The sequence below is a fragment of the uncultured Hymenobacter sp. genome (assembly GCF_964243305.1).
GTDB lineage: Bacteria > Bacteroidota > Bacteroidia > Cytophagales > Hymenobacteraceae > Hymenobacter.
On record NZ_CAXTEF010000008.1, the window covers coordinates 79,446 to 98,610 of the forward strand.

General features: G+C 59.5%; 13 protein-coding genes. 7 read left to right on the forward strand and 6 right to left on the reverse strand.

The annotated features are described in order from the left end of the window. The first annotated feature begins 139 nt into the window (after positions 1–139). From ACFE70_RS07405 to prfB, 5 genes are all read left to right on the forward strand, one after another. Positions 140–2,980: a hypothetical protein gene (locus ACFE70_RS07405; RefSeq protein WP_375417090.1), complete on the forward strand. Its 2,841-nt coding sequence runs from the start codon at positions 140–142 to the stop codon at positions 2,978–2,980. Positions 2,981–3,011: 31 nt separating this feature from the next. Then, the gene (locus tag ACFE70_RS07410; protein ID WP_375417091.1) at positions 3,012–3,746 is read left to right on the forward strand and encodes an ABC transporter ATP-binding protein; all 735 of its coding nucleotides are present in this window, start codon (positions 3,012–3,014) and stop codon (positions 3,744–3,746) included. A 152-nt stretch (positions 3,747–3,898) separates the two neighbouring features. Next, positions 3,899–4,453 carry a cob(I)yrinic acid a,c-diamide adenosyltransferase gene (locus ACFE70_RS07415; RefSeq protein WP_375417092.1) on the forward strand — a complete coding sequence of 185 codons (555 nt, stop codon included), beginning with the start codon at positions 3,899–3,901 and terminating at the stop codon, positions 4,451–4,453. A 141-nt stretch (positions 4,454–4,594) separates the two neighbouring features. Continuing rightward, positions 4,595–5,665 (forward strand): branched-chain amino acid aminotransferase, encoded by a 1,071-nt coding sequence (locus ACFE70_RS07420; protein ID WP_375417093.1) that lies wholly within the window; start codon positions 4,595–4,597, stop codon positions 5,663–5,665. A 311-nt stretch (positions 5,666–5,976) separates the two neighbouring features. Then, positions 5,977–7,054, forward strand: a protein-coding gene (prfB, locus tag ACFE70_RS07425; RefSeq protein WP_375417094.1) for a peptide chain release factor 2 whose coding sequence is annotated in 2 segments (ribosomal slippage) — positions 5,977–6,036 and positions 6,038–7,054 — 1,077 coding nt in all. Because the reading frame shifts where the segments join, the coding sequence is not laid out codon by codon here. Between the two features lie 86 nt (positions 7,055–7,140). On the opposite strand, the gene ACFE70_RS07430 is transcribed toward prfB, so the two are convergent. The 3 genes from ACFE70_RS07430 to ACFE70_RS07440 form a co-directional block, all read right to left on the reverse strand. After that, a complete protein-coding gene (locus tag ACFE70_RS07430; RefSeq protein ID WP_375417095.1) occupies positions 7,141–8,766 on the reverse strand; it encodes a SusD/RagB family nutrient-binding outer membrane lipoprotein in 1,626 nt (541 codons plus the stop codon). 12 nt (positions 8,767–8,778) lie between these two features. Beyond that, on the reverse strand, positions 8,779–12,030 hold the full coding sequence (locus ACFE70_RS07435; protein WP_375417096.1) for a SusC/RagA family TonB-linked outer membrane protein: 3,252 nt from the start codon (positions 12,028–12,030) through the stop codon (positions 8,779–8,781). Between the two features lie 227 nt (positions 12,031–12,257). Further along, positions 12,258–12,989 (reverse strand): SDR family NAD(P)-dependent oxidoreductase, encoded by a 732-nt coding sequence (locus ACFE70_RS07440; protein ID WP_375417097.1) that lies wholly within the window; start codon positions 12,987–12,989, stop codon positions 12,258–12,260. A 99-nt stretch (positions 12,990–13,088) separates the two neighbouring features. Here ACFE70_RS07440 and ACFE70_RS07445 point away from each other — a divergent pair, with 99 nt between their 5' ends. Both ACFE70_RS07445 and ACFE70_RS07450 read left to right on the forward strand, forming a co-directional pair. Then, positions 13,089–13,412 carry a hypothetical protein gene (locus tag ACFE70_RS07445; RefSeq protein ID WP_375417098.1) on the forward strand — a complete coding sequence of 108 codons (324 nt, stop codon included), beginning with the start codon at positions 13,089–13,091 and terminating at the stop codon, positions 13,410–13,412. A 10-nt stretch (positions 13,413–13,422) separates the two neighbouring features. Further along, positions 13,423–13,812, forward strand: coding sequence for an IS1 family transposase (locus ACFE70_RS07450; protein ID WP_375417099.1), 390 nt, complete (start codon positions 13,423–13,425; stop codon positions 13,810–13,812). A gap of 48 nt (positions 13,813–13,860) precedes the next feature. Here ACFE70_RS07450 and hslU read toward each other — a convergent pair whose 3' ends face one another. The 3 genes from hslU to lon form a co-directional block, all read right to left on the reverse strand. Then, on the reverse strand, positions 13,861–15,297 hold the full coding sequence (hslU, locus tag ACFE70_RS07455) for an ATP-dependent protease ATPase subunit HslU (RefSeq protein WP_375417100.1): 1,437 nt from the start codon (positions 15,295–15,297) through the stop codon (positions 13,861–13,863). 123 nt (positions 15,298–15,420) lie between these two features. Further along, positions 15,421–16,473, reverse strand: a complete 1,053-nt coding sequence (porQ, locus tag ACFE70_RS07460) for a type IX secretion system protein PorQ (RefSeq protein WP_375417101.1) — start codon at positions 16,471–16,473, stop codon at positions 15,421–15,423. 161 nt (positions 16,474–16,634) lie between these two features. Then, a complete protein-coding gene (gene lon, locus ACFE70_RS07465) occupies positions 16,635–19,130 on the reverse strand; it encodes an endopeptidase La (protein WP_375417102.1) in 2,496 nt (831 codons plus the stop codon). Between the last annotated feature and the right edge of the window lie 35 nt (positions 19,131–19,165).

The following is a 19,165-nucleotide window of genomic DNA, read 5'->3' on the forward strand; positions in this document are numbered from 1 at the left end:
CAAAAGGAACGTCATGCTGAGCGCAGCGAAGCATCTTGCCAGGAAAAGTAATCCAATCGTTGTTCATTCATTTGGATTAGTCAGCGGGCAAGATGCTTCGCTGCGCTCTGCATGACGGTCTAATTTTTTCAATCGACTTTTGCCCAACTCCTTGCCTTCCCCTACCCCCTTGCGCCGCCTGCCCGGCCCGCTCTTGCTGCTGGCCCTGCTGGCCGCGGCGCTGGCCGGCTACCACTACGCCACGGGCGAGGCCACCACCCTGCCGCTGGTGCTGGTGCCGCACTTGCAGCCCCTGCCCCTCACGCTGGAGCAGGTGCCGGTGGGTGCCGGGGCCACGCTGCCGGTGGAGGCCAACGGCTACATCACCACCCTGACCCACGATTTGGCGGGCCCCTTTACCCGACCCGACGCGGCGGCGCTGTGGGTGGCGCTGCTGGGCGTGGTGCTGGCCGGCTGGCTGGCGGTGGTCAGCACCCTGCCGCGGCCGGCATTCGTGGGCGGCATGGCGCTGGCCATCTTCTTTCTGATGTCGCTGAACGCTGATTTACTGGGCATTTTCAATGCGTCGCGGCAGTATTTTCTGCTTTTGGCTTTGGCGGTGCTGGGGGGGGTAGGGTTTGGGCTGCATGCCTTTGGCGAGCGGGTGGCGCTGGGGTGGCGGGGGCTGATTTTCGGCGTGCTGGTGGCGGGGCTGGGCGGCTTGGTGTTCAGCCGCAGTCAGTTTTCGGTTGATGAAACGGTGCTGCACCTGGCGGCCTACGCCACGCCGGGCGGCGCGGGGCTGCTGGCGCTGCTGGTGCTGTGGCTGGGGTTTGAGAACGTGCACGGGCTGTTGTGGCTCAACACTCAGGCAGCGCAGCCCGGCGGCCGGTTTGGCGTGCTGCCACTGCTGGGGGCCAGCCTCTTGTACCTGAGCCCGCTGGGGCTGTATTTCTGGAACAATGGCGAGCTGCTGCTCTTCCCTGGCCTGCGCTTCGACCCGCTGGTTTTGCTGCTGCCGGCAGCCGTGGTGGGGGTGCTGGGCCTGCGGCGCCGGGCCGCCACGGTGGCCGACTGGCTTCCCTACGCACCGGGCCTGCGCCAGCTGCTGCCGCTGGTGCTGGCCGGCGCGGCCGGTGCTCTGGGCTACGGCCTGGCCACGGCCAACGGCCCGCTGCTGCAAGCCGCCCGCGAGTTCACAAACCTGGCTTTTCTGGCCCTGGGCACCGCTTTTCTGCTGTATCTGCTGCTGAATTTTGCGCCTCTGCTGCAACAGCGGCTGCCCGTGTACCGGGTGGTGTTTGAGCCGCGCCGGTTTCCGTTCTACGCTATGTATTTGCTGGGTTTGCTTACCGTGGTGCTCGTGCTAGTGCGCAGCGAGTTCGCGGCCCTCAACCAAGTGCGGGCCGGCTTTTACAATGAGCTAGGCGACCTCACGCGCCAGCAAAGTGAGGCCCACCCCGACGACCTAGGCCGCGCCCTGCTGGCCGAGCGCTACTACGCCGAATCGGACGCGCTGGACCGCAACAACCACCGCGCCGCGCTGGGCCGGGCGGCCCTCTACCGCTTCCGGGGGCAGCCCCGCAACGAGCTGCTGGCCCTGAGCCGCGCTCTGCGCCGGGCGCCGGCCGAGAAAATCTCGCTGCACCTAGCCGCCCTCTACAACGCGCCCCAGGACTTTTTCGACGCCCAGCAGGTGCTGCGCCAAGGCTTGCGCGACAACCCCGGCAGTGCCGCGCTGGCCAGCGACCTGGCCCAGCTCTACACCCGCTCGGCCCTGACCGACTCGGTGGCATTCTACCTCGATTTGGCCGCGCGCCGCGCGCCCGGCGCCTACCCCTCCCGCACCAATCAGCTCGGCTTTCTGCTGAGCCAAAACCTGCTGGATGAGGCGCGGAAGCGTAGCCTAAGCCCCGCCACACCGGCCGAGCCCGCCCTAGCTGGCAACCAGCTGCTGCTGAGGTTGCTGTACCCGGCCGCAGCCCCGAAAACGGTCGCGGCCCCGGAATCCCTACCCCCCCTCGCGCAGCTCAACGATGCCAGCTTCGCCTGGCTCTACCACGCCGCGCTCCAAGCCCAGCGCCGGGCCGACACAGCGCTGCTGCCCGCGCTCCGGCGCGCCGTGGCCCAGCCCGACAACAACGCTTACTCCGACCAATTGGCGTTTGCGCAGGCGCTGCTGCTGCACGGCGCCGGGCAGGAGCAGCAGGCCCGGCAGCTGCTCGCGCCCCTGGCGGTGGGCGAAAGTTCGACAGCGGCTTATTATCAGTACGTGCTGGGGCTATGGCAGCTGCGGCAAGGGCAATATGGCACGGCCGCCGCGCAGTTTGCCCAGGCCACGGCTCACGGCGCCTCCACCGACGCGGCCCGCGCCTACGCCCTGGCCCTAGCGGGCCAGCTCGACTCGTCCCGCGCCGGCGCCGCCCGGCTGGCAGCCAGTTCCGACACCGCCCGCCAGCGCCTGGGGCGCCAGCTGCAAGGCCAGCTGGCAGCCTTCCGGCCGGAGAGCCCAGGGGTGCCGGCTCAGCTGCCAGCCACCATCGCGCGGGCCGGCAGCGTGGCTGAGTTGCAGCGATTGGCCCCGGCAGCCCGCGCCCGCCCGGCGCCGGCCGGCACCGAAACCTTGCGGCAAGCCCGGTTGGCGGAGCTGGAGAACCGGGCAGCGGAGGCTAGCAGACTATATGCGCGCCTGCTGCAAGAGGCGCCCTTCAATGAATCCGCTATCCTCACCGCCGCCACCTTCTACACCCGCCGCCGCGACTACCTCGCCGCCTACGAGGCCCTGCGCCGGGGCCTCGATGAAAACCCGGAGTCAAGCGCGCTGTTAGGGGCTTATGTGCCGGCCGCCGCTCAGGCTGGCCTAAGCGACTACGCCGCCGACGCCCTCGCGCGCCTGCGCCCGCTACTCAGCCCGGCCGCTTATAGTACCTTGCAGCAGCGTTTGGCGGCGGTGCGAGCGGCCAGGGCAGCGGCCACCGCGTCTTTCAGCGCAACGCCCTAACTTTCAAGCTCTCAACCAGCTGCTTTCGCTCATGGCCCCTACCCCCTCCCCCGTCATCAAGACCACCAATCTGGCCAAGAAGTACATCATGGGCACGGAGGTGATTAACGCATTGCGCTCAGTCAGCATCGAGATTCAGCGCGGCGAGTACGTGGCGTTTATGGGGCCGTCGGGCTCCGGCAAAAGCACGCTGATGAACCTGATTGGCTGCCTCGACACGCCCACCGAGGGCTCCTACGTGCTCAACGGCCAGGATGTGAGCCGCATGTCGGACAACGCCCTGGCCGAGGTGCGCAACAAGGAAATCGGCTTTGTCTTCCAAACCTTCAACCTGCTGCCCCGCGCCTCGTCGCTCGATAACGTGGCCCTGCCCCTCATCTACGCTGGCTACGGCAAGCGCGAGCGCGACGAGCGCGCCATGACCGTGCTCGAAAGCGTGGGCCTCGGCACCCGCGCCAAGCACAAGCCCAATGAGCTGTCGGGCGGCCAGCGCCAGCGCGTGGCCATTGCCCGCGCCCTGGTCAACCACCCCAGCATCATCCTCGCCGACGAGCCTACCGGCAACCTCGACTCCAAGACGAGCTACGAAATCATGGATTTGTTCGAGGCGCTCTATGCCAAGGGCAACACCATCATCATGGTGACGCACGAGGAAGATATTGCCCGCTACGCCCACCGCATTGTGCGCCTGCGCGACGGGCTCGTGGAGTCAGATGTAGTGAACACAGACATTGCCACGCACGCTTCAATGAGCAGTGAGCAGTGAGCAAAACGAACGTCATGCTGAGCCTGCGAAGCATCTTGCTCGGGGCAGTAATTCAAGAGTTGCGATTCCCTACCCCCTACCATTCCGCCAAAGCGCTTCGCCTCCACTTTGCTGCGCTCAGCATAGGATTCAATGGCTGATAAAGTTATTCTATGAAAATCTACACCCGCACCGGCGACCAGGGCCAGACCTCCCTTATCGGCGGCACCCGCGTATCCAAATCCAGCCTGCGCCTCGATGCCTACGGCACAGTCGATGAGTTGAATGCCTACATTGGACTGCTGCGCGACCAGGACATCAACACCAGTCGCCGGCCGCAGCTTAAGGAGCTGCAGGACCGACTGTTCACCATCGGCTCATCGCTAGCGGCCGACCCGGAGAAGTCGAGGATGAAGCTGCCGGACCTGCACGAAGAGGACGTGGCCCTGCTCGAAGCCGAGATGGACCAGATGAACGAGGGCCTGCCCGAGCTGCACGCCTTTGTGCTGCCCGGTGGGCACCCGGCCGTGTCGTTTGCCCACGTGGCGCGCTGCGTGTGCCGCCGCGCCGAGCGGCTGGTGGTAGAACTACAGGAAACCGCTTTCGTGGCCGATTTGGTGGCGATTTACCTCAACCGACTCTCCGACTACCTGTTCGTGCTCAGCCGCTGCATGGCCTTCGAGCTGGGCGCGGAGGAAGTAACCTGGCAGGCCCGGATTGACCGCTGAGCCGCCCGGCGCCGGGCCTTGCCGCACCCAAACGACCGTCGCGCCGTTACAGGCCTGCGGGGCCGTTTTGGTTTATCAGTTGGCCGGCTCTGCCGTACTTTTCAGCTCCCTACCCTCCCTATTTTCCCCACCCCCGCTCGCATGACGCCCACCGATATTCTCCCCGTGCGCATTCAGCCTACCACCGCCTCGCGCCTGTCCGAGTTGGACTTCAGTCAGCTTGAATTCGGCAAAGCCTTCGCCGACCACATGTTTGCCGCCGACTACCGCAACGGCGAGTGGCAGGACGCTCAGATTGTGCCCTACGGCAATATGGCCGTGAGCCCGGCCAACTCGGCTTTGCACTACGGGCAGGCCATTTTTGAGGGCATGAAAGCCTACCATCAGCAGGATGGGGGGGTAGCCTTGTTTCGTCCCCTCGACAACTGGTCCCGCCTCAACGCCTCGGCCGAGCGCATGTGTATGCCGCCGCTGCCGGAAGAGGTGTTTATGAATGGGCTGAGCCAGCTTATCAAGCTCGATGCGGGCTGGGTACCCACGGCGCCGGGCAGCGCGCTCTACATCCGGCCGTTCATGTTCGCCACCGATGGCTTTATTGGCGTGCGGCCTTCGGACACGTACCGGTTTATGATTTTTACCTGCCCGGTCGGCTTGTACTACAACAAGCCCCTGCGGGTGCGTTTCGAGCAGAAATACGTGCGCTCGGCCGAGGGTGGCACCGGCTACGCCAAAGCCGCCGGCAACTACGGCGGCGCTATGATGCCCAGCAAGCTGGCGCAGGCCGAGGGCTACCACCAACTGCTCTGGACCGATGCGTCAGAGCATCAGTATGTGGAAGAATCCGGCACCATGAACGTTGTCTTCGTGCTCAACGGTCGGCTGGTGACGCCCGCGCTCAGCTCCTCTATTCTCGATGGCATCACGCGCCGCTCGGTGCTGCAACTGGCCCGCGACCTGGGCGTGGCGGTAGAAGAGCGCAAGGTGAGCAGCCTCGAAATCATGGAAGCGCTGGCCGCGGGTCAGTTGCAGGAGGCCTTTGGGGTCGGCACGGCTGCCACCATCGCGCCTATCGCCACCATTAGCTTCGAGGGCCACGACTATCACCTGCCCGCCACCGGGCCCGATGCCCTTTCGCGCCGTATTGGCGCGGCCCTCGACGCCATCCGCGCCGGCCAAGCGTCCGATGAGCACGGCTGGATGGTGCGGGTGTAGTTTCTTTGCGTGGCTCCGGCGGCTTTTCCCAGTTGTCGGGTTGCCCTTTTGGAGGAGTGCTTTCCTACCCCCCTGATCAACAACGAAGTGGCCCGACGACGCAATGAGTCGCCGGGCCACGTCATTCTTTTAGTTTCATCAACCGATTTCGTTATCCTGCGCAATGCCAAGCGGTCCCGAAAGAGCCTGCCTCGCGCCGTTAAACATTGTCGGCCAGCCGACTTTGGTTACGGCCGCGACCGGCGCGGGCAAGGTTCTTTCGCTCGCTGAGCTAGCGCCGGGTGACGTTCTTTTTCCTAATTTTCCCACCAATGACCCAAGACCAGATTAAGGACTTGAAGGGCCGCGCTGAGGCCCTGAGGAGGTATCTTTGACTACGATGCCCGCAAACAACAAGTAGAGGAAGCCGAGGCCCAGACCACCGCCCCCGGCTTCTGGGATGACTCCAAGGCTGCCGAAACGCTGCTACGCGAGGTCAAGTCCATCAAAACCTGGACCGACGACTACGAAGCCGTGCAACAGGCCGTCGCTGACACCGAGGTGCTCTATGATTTCCATCGGGAAGGCGAGGTCACAGAAGCCGAAATGCAGACCGAGTTTGAGGCTACGCAGCAGAAAGTGGAGGCGCTGGAGTTCAAGCGAATGCTTTCTGACGAGGAAGACCAGCTCGCCGCCATCATCGATATCAACCCCGGCGCCGGCGGCACTGAAAGCCAGGACTGGGCCGAGATGCTCATGCGCATGTACATCATGTGGGGCGAGAGCCACGGCTTCACCGTGCGGCAGGTCAGCTACCAGCCCGGTGAGGGCGCCGGCATCAAGTCGGCCTCGCTGGAAATTGACGGTCCGTTCGCCTATGGCTACCTCAAAAGCGAAATCGGGGTGCACCGCCTCGTGCGCCTCTCGCCCTTCGACAGCAGCGGCCGGCGCCACACCAGCTTCGCCTCGGTGTTCGCCTACCCCGTCATCGACGACACAATTAGCATTGAAATCAACCCGGCTGACATCTCCTGGGACACGTTCCGGGCCGGCGGCGCGGGCGGGCAGAACGTGAACAAGGTCGAAACCGCCGTCCGCCTCACCCACGCGCCCTCCGGCATCATCATCGCCGTCCAGATTGAGCGTAGTCAGCTCATGAACAAGGAGCACGCCCTGCGGATGCTCAAGTCGCGCCTCTACCAACAGGAATTGGACAAACGCCACGCCGAGCGCGACAAAGTCGAAGCCACCAAGAAGCGCATCGACTTCGGCTCCCAGATTCGCAACTACGTCCTGCACCCCTACAAGCTCATCAAAGACCTGCGCACCGGCATCGAGCGCACCGACGTACAGAACGTGCTAGACGGCGACCTAGACGAGTATATCAAGGGGTTTTTGATGCAGAGCTAGGTTAGATAGTACTCTTTGCTTTTAAGCAGCTAAAAAGGGCTGCCCGATTGGGCAACCCTTTTCAATTAACGACCATTACCATCGGACTAGTCCACTACGTCCCAGAATATCTTAGTAAACTGGTCAACACCAGTGGGAAGGTTTGCCGCGTTCGTGCTTACTTCGGTCTGCGGGTAGAACAAACGTGTGGGCAACCTACCTGGAGTAGCCGCGCGCAGCGAAACCTCAAATTTGGGTTGCGCAGTACGCCGGTAATCAGCCCATGCTTCAGTGCTGGCAACAGTATTCTCAGCCAGATACTTCTGGTAGATGATAACTGATTGTTTGCCTAAGGAGCCCGACGATGGAGCGATATCGAAGTTTACTAATGGATTAGTGGCATTAGCGGAAATATATGTGTTGTACTGAGCTACACCAGCGGTTGTCGCAGTGACGTCAGCTAGCGCAGTGGGAACGAATGGAGCCGTCCGATAGGTGAACAAAAACGAGGCTTCGATTCCGTTATTGAAATCAGTCCTAGCAGCAGCGTCGCCGCCAGCAAGCAAGTTCCGAGTCTCAGCTTCAGCTTTAGAAAATAAATGCTCCGACAGTAGCATCAATACAGTTGGTTGAGTTGGAGATCTCAGGAAGGTTCCACCCAGTGGTCTAGCAGCAGTTGGATTTAAAAGGCGCGAACCAACACGAGGAGTTTCGGGATCATATTGAGGAGGATTTGGTTCTCCCAAAGTAGTTCCGGAGTAAGCTGAAACACTATCAACCGTACCTCGCCGATAAAGCTGCGAAATACGTGGGTCGTTATTACTCTCATACTGCCGAATAATATAGTTCGTGGGAACTATGAAGTTGTATTCGGAAGTAGGATTAACGAGGCCAGGAGCAAAGCCATAACGGTTGTAGAATGGGTTCTGCTGGTTGGAGTTAGCAGCGTAGCCTGGCTGTGCCACTACGTCCGCGTCAATGAAACCGTCGGCAACAGCTGCGGTTTGAAGGGCCGTCATCTCCGTCGCCACGTAGGTATTTAAGCCCGCGTCATTGGTCTGCGATTCACGGAGCAGTATACGCAGTTGCAAGCTATTAGCAAATTGCTTCCATTTCTTCATGTCTCCGCGAAAGACAACATCCTCCGAGGTAACAGGACGAGCATCAGTACCTGCCGCATTGATATCGGAAATAGCCCCCTTCAGTTGCACAATGAAATCCCGATATATTTCGTCTGCCTTGTCATAAGTAGGGGAGGTGTTCGCAAGGCCTTGCAACGCGTCCGTATAAGGGATATCTCCGTACTGATCAACCAGCAGCAGAAAGTTATACACCTTCATGATACGAGCAATGGCCGCGTGGTTGGGGTAGCCACTTGCCGTACCCTGTTGCTGGATGATATTGTAATCATTCAGGTTGTCATAGGTAGAGCTGAACAGGTTCTGGTAATAGTTACTGGTATAGTTATAGGTCTGCTCCTCAGCAAAGCCACTAACGGTACCTGACTTACCCCAGTAGCCAGCGGCAAAGCTCGAATAGCTATTGTAGTTCTGGCCGTTGGCCACACCACCCGTATAATTAGCGGCCGTGGTGACCAGCGCCGAAGCCAAAAGCGCATCGGGAGTTACCGAAGTTGCTTGGTTCGGGTTTTCATTGATGTCGAGGAACGACTCGCAACCAGTCGCCGCAGTTGAGAGTGCGGCTGCAAGTAGGACTCTAGAAATTACTTTCATGAATAAATCAGATTAGAAGGTTACGTTAAGGGTAGCCCCGTAAAACTTGGTGGGGGGAGTTTGCAGGAAGCTGTTGATACCAACTGCATTGCTGCCAACAGACGTGCCGCTAAATTCGGGGTCAGTATAGATGTTCTCTTTTGGTACCCACGTAAATAAATTCCGGCCAAAAAGATTCACTGTAGCTGCCTTTACCAACCCAATTTTTGATACAAGCGTAGCTGGTAACGCGTAGCTCAACGACACCTCCCGGATTTTAAAGAATTTACCCGAAGTAACGTAGTTCTCTGCTACCCCCCGGTTCCAAGCCGGAGTGTTAGCCCAGAACTCTGAGCCACCAGGAGTCAGCCCTTCAGTGTTAGGCACATAGGTTACACCATCAGGAGATAAAATAGCCGAATTGGGATACACAAAATCTTGGCGGCCGTAGGTCGCGCTCCGTTGTCCGCCGCCCGTGAAGTCCAAGTCCTCGCCAATGGCGTGGTACACTACATAGCCCGTGCGCATTTCGGCTTGCCCCGCCAGAGTTATGCCTTTGAAGGTGAAATTGGTGTTGAAGCCATACCGGTACTTAGGCTGAGTATTGCCGAATATTTTGGTATCAGTAGCCCGCAGAGGAAAATAGCGAACATCACCAGTGTTTGGGTCTTCTGTCGTACCCATCTTCACCCGGCCATCTTCTGTGCGCTCATAGTAGGTTCCTTGCAGAACTGGAAAAGGCTGGCCCGGAATGGCAACTAGGGTTGCGTTGCCAGTGGGGCTACCGCTGCCCAGCAACGTCAGTTGCGGAAGACCATCGCGCAACGAAATTACTTTGTTGTTATTATAATTAAAGTTGCCGCCAACCGTGATGCTCAAGCCATTATCAATACGAATCGGCGTGATGTTTAAGTCGGCCTCAATCCCTTGGTTCTGTACCTCACCGGCATTAAGCAGCAAGCTACTATAGCCTGCAGCAGCTGAAATACTCGTACTTACAGTCTGATCAGTACTATTCTGGGAATAGTACGTAACGGCGCCTGATACCCGACGTTGGAGGAAACTGAGTTCAACTCCTGCCTCAATCGAGCGGGTTTCCTCAGGCTGTAGGCCCGGCTGCACCAATCCTCCGTTTGCAGTGAAAGAAGGTGTCGAGCCGAAAGGAAAGCCTCTGCCGGGTGAGAAAGTAGATAGAGTTTCGTAAGCGCCACCCGTCTCGTACACGCCATTGCCCGTTCTGCGGGGTAGGTTTACTTGGCTCACCTTGGTAATGCCTCCCCGAATCTTACCATAATCTAAGAAAGAAACCTCTTTCAGCGCCGGAATTGCATTGGTAAAGATGAAAGATGCATCAACTCCAGGATAGAAGTATTTGTTATTACCATCATCCAAGACGGAAGTGGCATCATAACGACCTGAGCCATGCAGATAGAAGAAGTCCTTGTAGCCTAAGGTCAAGTCAGCGTAGAAAGCGTACAGGCGGCTTTGAGCGCGTGAGTTAAAGCCATCAAGGTTACCAATGCGATTTTCCAGGTTGAAGTACTCATCATCCACAACCGGCACTGCCAACGCAGTGGAAGCCACGTAATTATAGCGGCTATCGAGTTGTTGCACGTTGTTGCCTAAGATGGCCTGCACGCTGATATCGCCAAAGGTTCTATCCATACTGGCGAACAAGTCCGAATTGCTGCGTGTCAGGTTACTACCCAAGTCCCGCACGTAGCCGGCATAGCTGTTAATCTGCTTGGGCGAATTAGGGTCAAGCGAAAACTTGTTTTGAGTTGTCAGGCTCGTTTGGTTGATATTGGTAGTGCCCAAACGGTACTGTACGCGCAGCCAATCAAATACTTTGTATGACAAATCAACATTGCCCTGCAACGTATTCCGGCGGTCCGTCGTGCGGTTGGCATCGATGACGAAGTATGGGTTGTAGTAATAGGCATTGTAGTACCCAAAGTTTGGCTCAGCAAATGGATCGTTTCGGTAGTCCTTATACGACGTAATAGGAGCCATTACCGTCGTATTGAATACGTTCCAATACACTGAACTCTGCTGGTCGAGGTTCGAAGTAATGTTAGCCTTCTGTATAGAATAGTTAAGATTGAAACCAACAGTTAGGCGGCCTAGCTCCCTTGAAGCATTAAAGCGGAAACTGTTACGATCAAACTTGTCTTTTGGAACAATACCATTGTTGCGCAGGTTCTGGTAGGAGGTAAAGAACTTAGTCTTCTCATCACCACCTGAAAACGTTACGCCATTCTGCATCTGGTAGCCTGTGTCGAAAAACTTACGCTTCTCATCAGGGCGGGCCTCATAGGTCAGTTGTTGTACGCTTCCATCGGCCAGTGGCTGACCAAAAGGTCGCAATGAGCCATCAAAGCGCGGTCCGTACTGTTGATTTTCGTAGCCTTGATACTGGTGAACATAGCCTGCATCTACCGTATTATCAGGTTTGAATGCTGGCCGCCCCGAATTAGTAAAATAATCAGGGGAGCCCGGCCCGAATTCCTCCTGAAACTTCGGCAAGAATGAAAGTGACTCAAACTGCGAGGTATGCGAGAAAGTAACTTGGGGAGTAGTGCTCCCCTTTTTGGTAGTAATGATTAAAGCGCCGTTAGAGGCTTGCGAGCCATAAAGCGCCGCTGCGTTAGCCCCCTTTAGTACGGAAATATCCGCAACATCATCAGGATTGAGAGCCCCCAGGATATCATTTGTAGTGATAACCCCATCGATTACGATAAGTGCTTCATTATTACCAGTTAGAGAACGAGTACCGCGTAGCGTCACGCGCGGACTCGGATTGACGCCGTTGCTAAGAGTCTGGATTTGCAGACCTGATACTTTACCGGCCAAGCCATTTGCTACGTTTGTGACGCGAGCCTGAGTAAGCTCTTTAGAGTCAAGTGTAGCTGTGGCATAGCCAACCTGTCCTTGCTGGCGCTGAATACCCAGAGCGCCGGTCACTACTACCTCACCTAGCTGCTTAGCATCCGTTGCTAAGGCCACATTAATATTTGAGCCATCGCCGATAGGTTGCTGCACAGTGGTGAAGCCCACAAAGCTGAACGAGAGCGTGGTAGCCGAACTTGGTACATTAAGCGAGAAATTGCCATCCGCATTTGTAGAGGTACCAACGTTAGTACCTTGCGCAAGCACTGTTACGCCGGGCAGCCCCTGCCCGTTAGTGCGGTCGGTTACCCGGCCTGAAACGGCCCGGTCCTGCGCCGATGCTTGGTGCCACAAGCAGCTGAGCAGAAAGACCAATAGTAAAGAGAAGTTCTTCATACTAGAAGGTGGGAAAGTGAAAAAAGGTGAAAAGCAAGTCTTAAGAAAAAAGGATGGGTATGAAAATCTGTTGGCAAGGTATCACATTCTTAACAAATTTAAGAAATTTACTCCGGTTCTCTAGCACAGTTTATTAAAGAAAAAATGACGTCCTGCCAGTCTATATTTAATGTATGAATATCTATACATATTAATTTATTTTATAATGTTTTCCAGCCGGAGGCAGGCTACTTGATATCTTCCAGCCGCAGCACTACCCCCTCTCCCACCGGCAAAGGCGCGCGCAGCCAACTCACGATGCTGGCAGCCACAGCTTCGGGCTCCTGCAGCCGGCCTTCGGTGTGGAGGTAAGCGAATTTGGCGGCTTCTGAGAACTGCGCCTCGTCGGCGGCGCGGATGTGCTCCTGCATGGCTGTGTCGAGTACGCCGGGCGAGAGGGCCCGCACCCGCACGCCGGAGCCGCGCAGGTCCTGCTCTTTCTGTACGGTCTGGCTCAGGGCATTAAGGGCGGCTTTGGAGGCGGAGTAGGCGCCCCAACCATCGACGGCGCGCTGAGCGGCGCCGCTGCTGATGTTGAGGATGGTGCGCGGCACTGCCAAGTTGCCGTAGGCGGCCAGGAAACCGTTCATCAGCATGGCCGGGGCCACGACATTCAGGTCGAAGACGAAGTTGAAATGCTCGCTTTTCTGGGTGCCAAAGTAGCCAATTTGGCCCAGCACGGCCGCGTTGTTGATGAGCGTGAGACTGCTCGCGTCGGGGCGCGGGACGAAGAGCTTGTAAAGGTTGTTCTCTACCGCGTCGATATCAGACAAATCTAGCGGCTGGTGCTGGTAGCGGGGGTGCTCGATGGTAGCGTGCCGCGAAACGCCCAATACGGTGGCATCGGGCCGTTGCAGCACGGCATCGGCCAGGGCGCGGCCCAGGCCGCGGCTGGCGCCGGTGATGAGGTAGTAGTGCATTTCTTTGAGTTATGAGCTAAAAGTTATGAATTATGAGTTGGTAGTGAAGTTGGGTTGCGGGCGGTGGTCTATTAAGAGGTGAAAAGCGTATAAGGGTTTATGGTTTACACGCAACATCTCTGCGCCAAATGCGGCAGCGAGCATATTCGGCGCAATGGCACGAGTCAAGGACACGCCAAATACCAGTGTAAAGCTTGTGGCTACCAAGCGCGTTTTACGCCCGCTGCGGTCGCAAAAGCCGCCCAATATGCCCAGGTTGAAAAACTGTTGGTTGAACGTAACTCACAACGCAGCATCGTGCGGGCAACGGGCGTCGCACGCGTGACCGTGGCAAAGCTGGTAAAAAAAAGCGCGGGCAGCTTCGCCCCCGCTGCCCCGACTGCGGCGGAAGAAGACCCAGAAAAAACGCTGGGAAGCGCTTGAACTCGATGAGATGTGGACGTTTGTGGGCAGTAGAGCGCATAAAGTCTGGCTCTGGCTCGCCGTTGAACGTGCCAGTCGGCGCATCGTGGCGTGGGTCTTGGGCGACCGGAGTGCCCAAACTGCGCAGCAGCTGTGGCAAGCCTTGCCTCGTCGCTACCGCCGCCACTGCTGGTATTTTACCGACCTCTGGGACGCCTATGCGAAAGTGCTGCCGCGTTGGCAACAGCGGCCATGTCCGAAAGGCGAAGGGCAAACTAGTATTATAGAAGCCATCAACTGTTCCTTACGTCAGCGTTGCGGGGTGCTGGTGCGCAAATCGTGCTCCTTTAGCAAAAGGTTGGTGATGCATACCGCACGCATCAAAATCGTTATCGATAATTATAATATCACCTTAAATTAAACCACCACCGGGTTGCGAACTTATAATTCATAACTTTTAACTCATAACTCACAAAATATACTGGCTCAGGTCCCGGTTCTTGACCATGCCGCGCAGGCGCTCCTCGACCAGCTCGGCGGTGATGTTGATTTGCGAGTCGGCGCCAATTTTGTCGGGCACGTCGAAGAGCAGCTCATTGAGCAGGCGCGACATGACCGTGTGCAGGCGGCGGGCACCGATGTTCTCAACTTCAGCGTTCACCTCGGTGGCGATTTCGGCCAGCCGGTCCAGGGCAGCATCTTCGAATGTCAGCCCTACCCCCTCCGCTTGCAGCAAGGCCTCGTACTGCTTGGTAAGGGCATTTTTGGGGTGGCGCAGGATGCGTACGAAGTCCTCCTTGGTGAGCGGCTGCAACTCGACGCGGATAGGAAAGCGGCCTTGTAGCTCCGGAATCAGGTCCGAGGGCTTGGCCACGTGGAAGGCGCCGGCGGCGATGAACAGGATGTGGTCGGTGTTGACGATGCCGTACTTGGTGTTCACGGCCGAGCCCTCCACGATGGGCAGCAAATCGCGCTGCACGCCCTGGCGGCTCACGTCAGGGCCGCCGCTTTTGCCGTTGCCGCCGCTGCTGGCCACTTTGTCGATTTCATCGATGAAGATGATGCCCGCGTTTTCGGCCTGGCGCACGGCTTCTTCCTTCACCTCATCCATATCGATGAGCTTGGCGGCTTCCTCATCCAGCAGCAGCTTGCGGGCTTCGGCTACCGTGACTTTACGCTTGCGGCTCTTCTTGGGCAGCATCGAGCCCAGCATGTCCTGGAGGCCCGACAGGGCGGCCTCGTCCATGCCGGGGGGCGCCATCACGCCCACGCTCGGGCCCGATTGGGATACCTGAATCTCAATGCGCCGCTCATCCAGCTCGCCACTGCGGATTTTTTCGCGGAAGCGGGCCCGGGTGCGCTCGTTCAGCTCTTGGTCAGAGGTAGGGGGGGTAGGGATTTCGCCCTCGCTGCCGCTGCCATTGTCGCTGCCGCTCACGCTGAAGCCCGGACTGCGGGTGGCACTGCCGTTGCCGGCCGCCGGCCGGATGGGCGGAATCAGCGCATCCAGAATCACGTCTTCCACGGCCTGGGCGGCCTGGGCCTTCACGGCTTCCTGGCGGCGGGCCTTCACGCGGTTAAACGACTGCTCGGCCAAGTCGCGCACCATGCTTTCCACATCGCGGCCCACGTAGCCGACTTCCGTGAATTTGCTGGCCTCGACCTTGACGAAAGGCGCGTCGGCGAGGGCGGCGAGGCGGCGGGCAATCTCGGTTTTTCCTACCCCCGTCGCCCCAATCATGAGAATGTTGTTGGGCACAATCTCGGCCTGCATATCGGCGGGCGCGTGCAGGCGGCGCCAGCGGTTGCGCAGCGCGATGGCCACGTAGCGCTTGGCCTCGTGCTGGCCGACGATGTACTTATCTAGCTCCGCCACAATCTGGACGGGGGTCAGGAAATCTTGCATGAGCTACGTAGGGTGCGGGGCTGGCCCCCGCCCGGTAGTTGAACGGTAATGAGACTAAGCGGCGATTTTGGGACGGCGCGCACGTCCGGACGAAGGCAACTAAAAGCAGCCGGAGCCCCGCTCCTACTCCTTCTTTTTAAATAGCGTCTTGCTGAGCGTAAAATAGTTGCTGCTGCCCGCCGCTTGCAGCGTGGCGTAAGTATAATCGAGCTGGAACTGACTAATCTTAAGCATCACGCCCAGGCTCAGGCCCGCGCCGCCGCTGACGTTGTCGAGGCGCAGCTCGCGGCGGGCCAAGTGGTTGTAGCCGGCCCGAAAGCTGAGGTTTTGACCCAGCAGCAGCTCGGCCCCAACCGTGAAGTGCCGGGCCAGGTTGTCGCCGAAGCTGCGCTTGGGGGTGGTTTCGTTGCCGGCCTCATCGAGCGGACCGCGCTGATTAGGGTCAAAATACTCGATGTCCCAGCGCTGCAAGTGGTGGGCCGTGAGCGAGACGCGCACCGGCATGTGCTCGGGCTTGATGGCGGCGCCCAGCTGCACGTCGAGCGGCAGCGGTCCGCGGCGGGTGCCGGGGTAGGGCGTGAGTTGGGCGCCAGCATTGCGCACCACCAGGCCCACCGTAAAGTCCTGCGCCGGGTGCTTGTACAAGGCGCCCACATCGGCGGCCAGGCCCACCGCGCGGCTGCCGGCAATGCTGGACACGGCCAGCTTGGCGGCCCCGCCGAACGTAACCCTACCCTTCGTGTATGAATCAGCCACGCTCAGCGCGAACTCATTGACTGAGAAGCTGCCCAGGCTGTTGCCGGCCGCATCGAAGCTCTCGAAGTCGCCGTAGCTCACGTAGGTCAGCCCCACGCCGAAGCGGCCGGCCTTGGCCGTGTTAAAAACGTAGGCTGCCGTGCTCTGCCGGATGTCGCTCACGTAGTCCACGTAGCTCAAGGCCAGGCGGCCGTCCATGCCCTCGTGCAGGGCGGCAGGGTTGGCGAAAAGCAGCGTCGGGTCGTCGGCGCGGGCGGCCGGGGCCATGCCGCCGAGAGCCGCCTGCTGGGCGCCGGCCGGCAATTCCAGAAACGGAAACGCAGCCCTACCCCCCAACTGCTGCGCAAGGGCAGTTTGCCAGCTCCCTACCCCCATCATCAAGCCAAAACCAGTCAACCAGCGGGCGTAGCGTTGCTTCATGTAGCTAAAGGTAGGAAAGAATGAAAACTACGCGCCGACCGGCCCGACGCCCCAGGCGTTGGACCAGTTGTTAGCGGGCTCGCTAAAACGACATCCTACCCAACAGCGCACCCCTCAACTGGCCGAGCGCCTAGAGCGTCGGACCGGACCGCCAGCCGGCGCTACTGCACCTCCACGCTCGCGCCAATGGCCGGCACGGGCTCGTCGCGGATGGGCAGCAGCTGCGGATGCGGCACCAGCTCCGGCAGCAGGGCCACGCGCAGCACGTCGAGCACGCGGTCGGCGTAGTGAATGGTGAGGCCCTTGAGGTAGTCAGCGGGGATTTCGTCGATGTCCTTGCGGTTTTTGGGGCACAGAATAATATCGGTCAGGCCGGCGCGGCGGGCGGCGAGCAGCTTTTCCTTGATGCCGCCCACCGGCAGCACCTTGCCGCGCAAGGTAATTTCGCCGGTCATGGCCAGCTTGGCGCGCACCCGGCGCTGGGTGTAGGCCGAGGCGATGCTCGTGAAAATGGCGATGCCCGCGCTGGGCCCGTCCTTGGGCACGGCGCCCTCGGGGAAGTGAATGTGCAAGTCGTACTGCTCAAAGAGGCGGTAGTCGATGCCGATTTCGTCGGCCCGCGAGCGCAGATAGCTCAGCGCCGTGATGGCCGATTCCTTCATCACGTCGCCCAGCTGCCCGCTCAGCGTGAGCTTGCCCCTACCCCTACTCAGCAGGCTTTCCACGAACAGAATGTCGCCGCCCACGCTCGTCCAGGCCAGGCCCGTTACCACGCCGGCCGTGTCGTTGTCCTGGTACTGGTCGCGGTCGAAAATTGCGGCGCCGAGAATCTTGCGCACGTCGGTTGGCTCCAGGACGGGGGGTAGGGATTCCTTGCTGGCTTTGCGGCGGGCCAGGTTGCGGGTGAGGGCCGCCAGCTTGCGCTCCAGCCCGCGCACGCCCGACTCGCGGGTGTAGTCGTCGGCCACGCGGTGCAGGGCCGCATCCGTGATTTTCACCTCCGCTTCGCCCAGGCCGTGCTCACGCAGCTGCTTGGGCCAGAGGTGCTTGCGGGCAATGAGCGTCTTTTCTTCCTGGGTGTAGCCGGTCAGGTCGATAATCTCCATCCGGTCGCGCAGCGCCGGCTGAATCGTGTCGAGCGAGTTGGCCGTGGCGATGAAGAGCACCTTGCTCAAATCGTACTCCACTTCCAAGTAGTTGTCGGTGAAGGTCGCGTTCTGCTCTGGGTCCAGCACTTCCAGCAAGGCCGAGCTGGGGTCGCCCCGAAAGTCGCTGCTCACCTTGTCAATCTCATCGAGAATAATGACCGGATTGCTCGCGCCCGCCTTCTTAATCTGACTCAGAATGCGCCCTGGCATGGCCCCGACGTAGGTTTTGCGGTGTCCGCGAATCTCGGCCTCGTCGCGCACGCCGCCCAGGCTCATACGCACGTACTTGCGCCCCAGCGCCGTGGCGATGCTGCGCCCGAGCGAGGTTTTACCTACGCCGGGCGGGCCGTACAGGCACAAAATCGGCGCCTTGAGGTCTTGCTTGAGCTTGAGCACGGCCAAGTATTCAAGGATGCGCTCCTTTACTTTTTCGAGGCCAAAGTGGTCGGCATCAAGGATTTGCTTGCTCTTCTTGAGGTTAAACTTGTCCTTGGTGTACTCGCCCCAGGGCAAATCCAGCAGAAATTCGACGTAATTCAGGCTCACCGCGTAGTCGGGCGCCATCGGGTTGGAGCGGGTGAGCTTGTCCATTTCCTTTTGGAAATGCAGGGCCACCGGCTCCGTCCATTTTTTGGTCAGCGCGCGCACTTTCAGGCGGTTGATGTCCTGGTCGGGGCCGTCCTGGCCCAGCTCGTCCTGCAAGGTTTTGAGCTGCTGGCGCAGGAAGTACTCGCGCTGCTGGGCATCGATGCCGGTGTGGGTTTTGGTGCGAATGTCCTGCTTGATTTCCAGCAGTTCGGCCTGCTTGAGCAGGGCTTCGAGCAGCATCCGCGCCTGCGCTTCGGCGTCGGGCGCGTCGAGCAGGGCCTGCTTGGCGGACAGTTCCAGCTGCACATTAGAGGAAAGAAACTGCACCAGAAACGAAGGCGACTCGATGCCGTCGAGCATGGCGCGGGCTTCGTTGGGGATGTCGGGGCTTAACTCCAGCACCTTGCCGGCGGCCTCGCGCAGCGCTTGCAACAAGCCCAGCTGCCCGGCGTCGTCGGGGTCGAGGGTGCTTTCGGCAAAATAGCCCACCCGCGCGGTCAGAAACGGCTCGAAGGTGAGCTGCTCCTCCACCCGAAACCGCAGCTGGCCCTGCAAAATGATGGTCACATTGCCATCGGGCTGCTCAATGAGCTTAAGGATACGCGCCAATGTGCCCACGGCGTAGAGGTCGTCGGTGCTGGGGTCGTCGGCTTCGGGGTTTTGCTGGGCCACGATGCCGAGCAGGCGGTCTTTCTGGTTGATTTTGCGCACCAGCTTCGCGCCTTTTTTGCGCGTTACGGTCACGGGCAGCACCACGCCGGGAAACAATACCGTGTTGCGCACCGGCAGCAGGGGTAGGGTTTCGGGCGCATCGGCCCGGCTCAGCAGGTGGTCGGGGTCAGCAGCCATGATGGAAATGGCCTCGGGCTGCGGATTGACTTCGCCTAGAGTGCGCGCGGAACGGCGGGAATTTGCAGACATCAGGAAAGAGAATAGCAACGGAAAAAGCCTGCGGA

Coding starts and splice junctions, on each gene's coding strand:
- ACFE70_RS07410 (WP_375417091.1), top strand. CDS start 3,012: ATGGCCCCTACCCCCTCCCCCGTCATCAAGACCACCAATCTGGCCAAG.
- ACFE70_RS07415 (WP_375417092.1), top strand. CDS start 3,899: ATGAAAATCTACACCCGCACCGGCGACCAGGGCCAGACCTCCCTTATC.
- ACFE70_RS07420 (WP_375417093.1), top strand. CDS start 4,595: ATGACGCCCACCGATATTCTCCCCGTGCGCATTCAGCCTACCACCGCC.
- ACFE70_RS07430 (WP_375417095.1), bottom strand. CDS start 8,766: ATGAAAGTAATTTCTAGAGTCCTACTTGCAGCCGCACTCTCAACTGCG.
- ACFE70_RS07435 (WP_375417096.1), bottom strand. CDS start 12,030: ATGAAGAACTTCTCTTTACTATTGGTCTTTCTGCTCAGCTGCTTGTGG.
- ACFE70_RS07440 (WP_375417097.1), bottom strand. CDS start 12,989: ATGCACTACTACCTCATCACCGGCGCCAGCCGCGGCCTGGGCCGCGCC.
- ACFE70_RS07445 (WP_375417098.1), top strand. CDS start 13,089: ATGGTTTACACGCAACATCTCTGCGCCAAATGCGGCAGCGAGCATATT.
- ACFE70_RS07450 (WP_375417099.1), top strand. CDS start 13,423: ATGTGGACGTTTGTGGGCAGTAGAGCGCATAAAGTCTGGCTCTGGCTC.
- hslU (WP_375417100.1), bottom strand. CDS start 15,297: ATGCAAGATTTCCTGACCCCCGTCCAGATTGTGGCGGAGCTAGATAAG.
- porQ (WP_375417101.1), bottom strand. CDS start 16,473: ATGAAGCAACGCTACGCCCGCTGGTTGACTGGTTTTGGCTTGATGATG.
- lon (WP_375417102.1), bottom strand. CDS start 19,130: ATGTCTGCAAATTCCCGCCGTTCCGCGCGCACTCTAGGCGAAGTCAAT.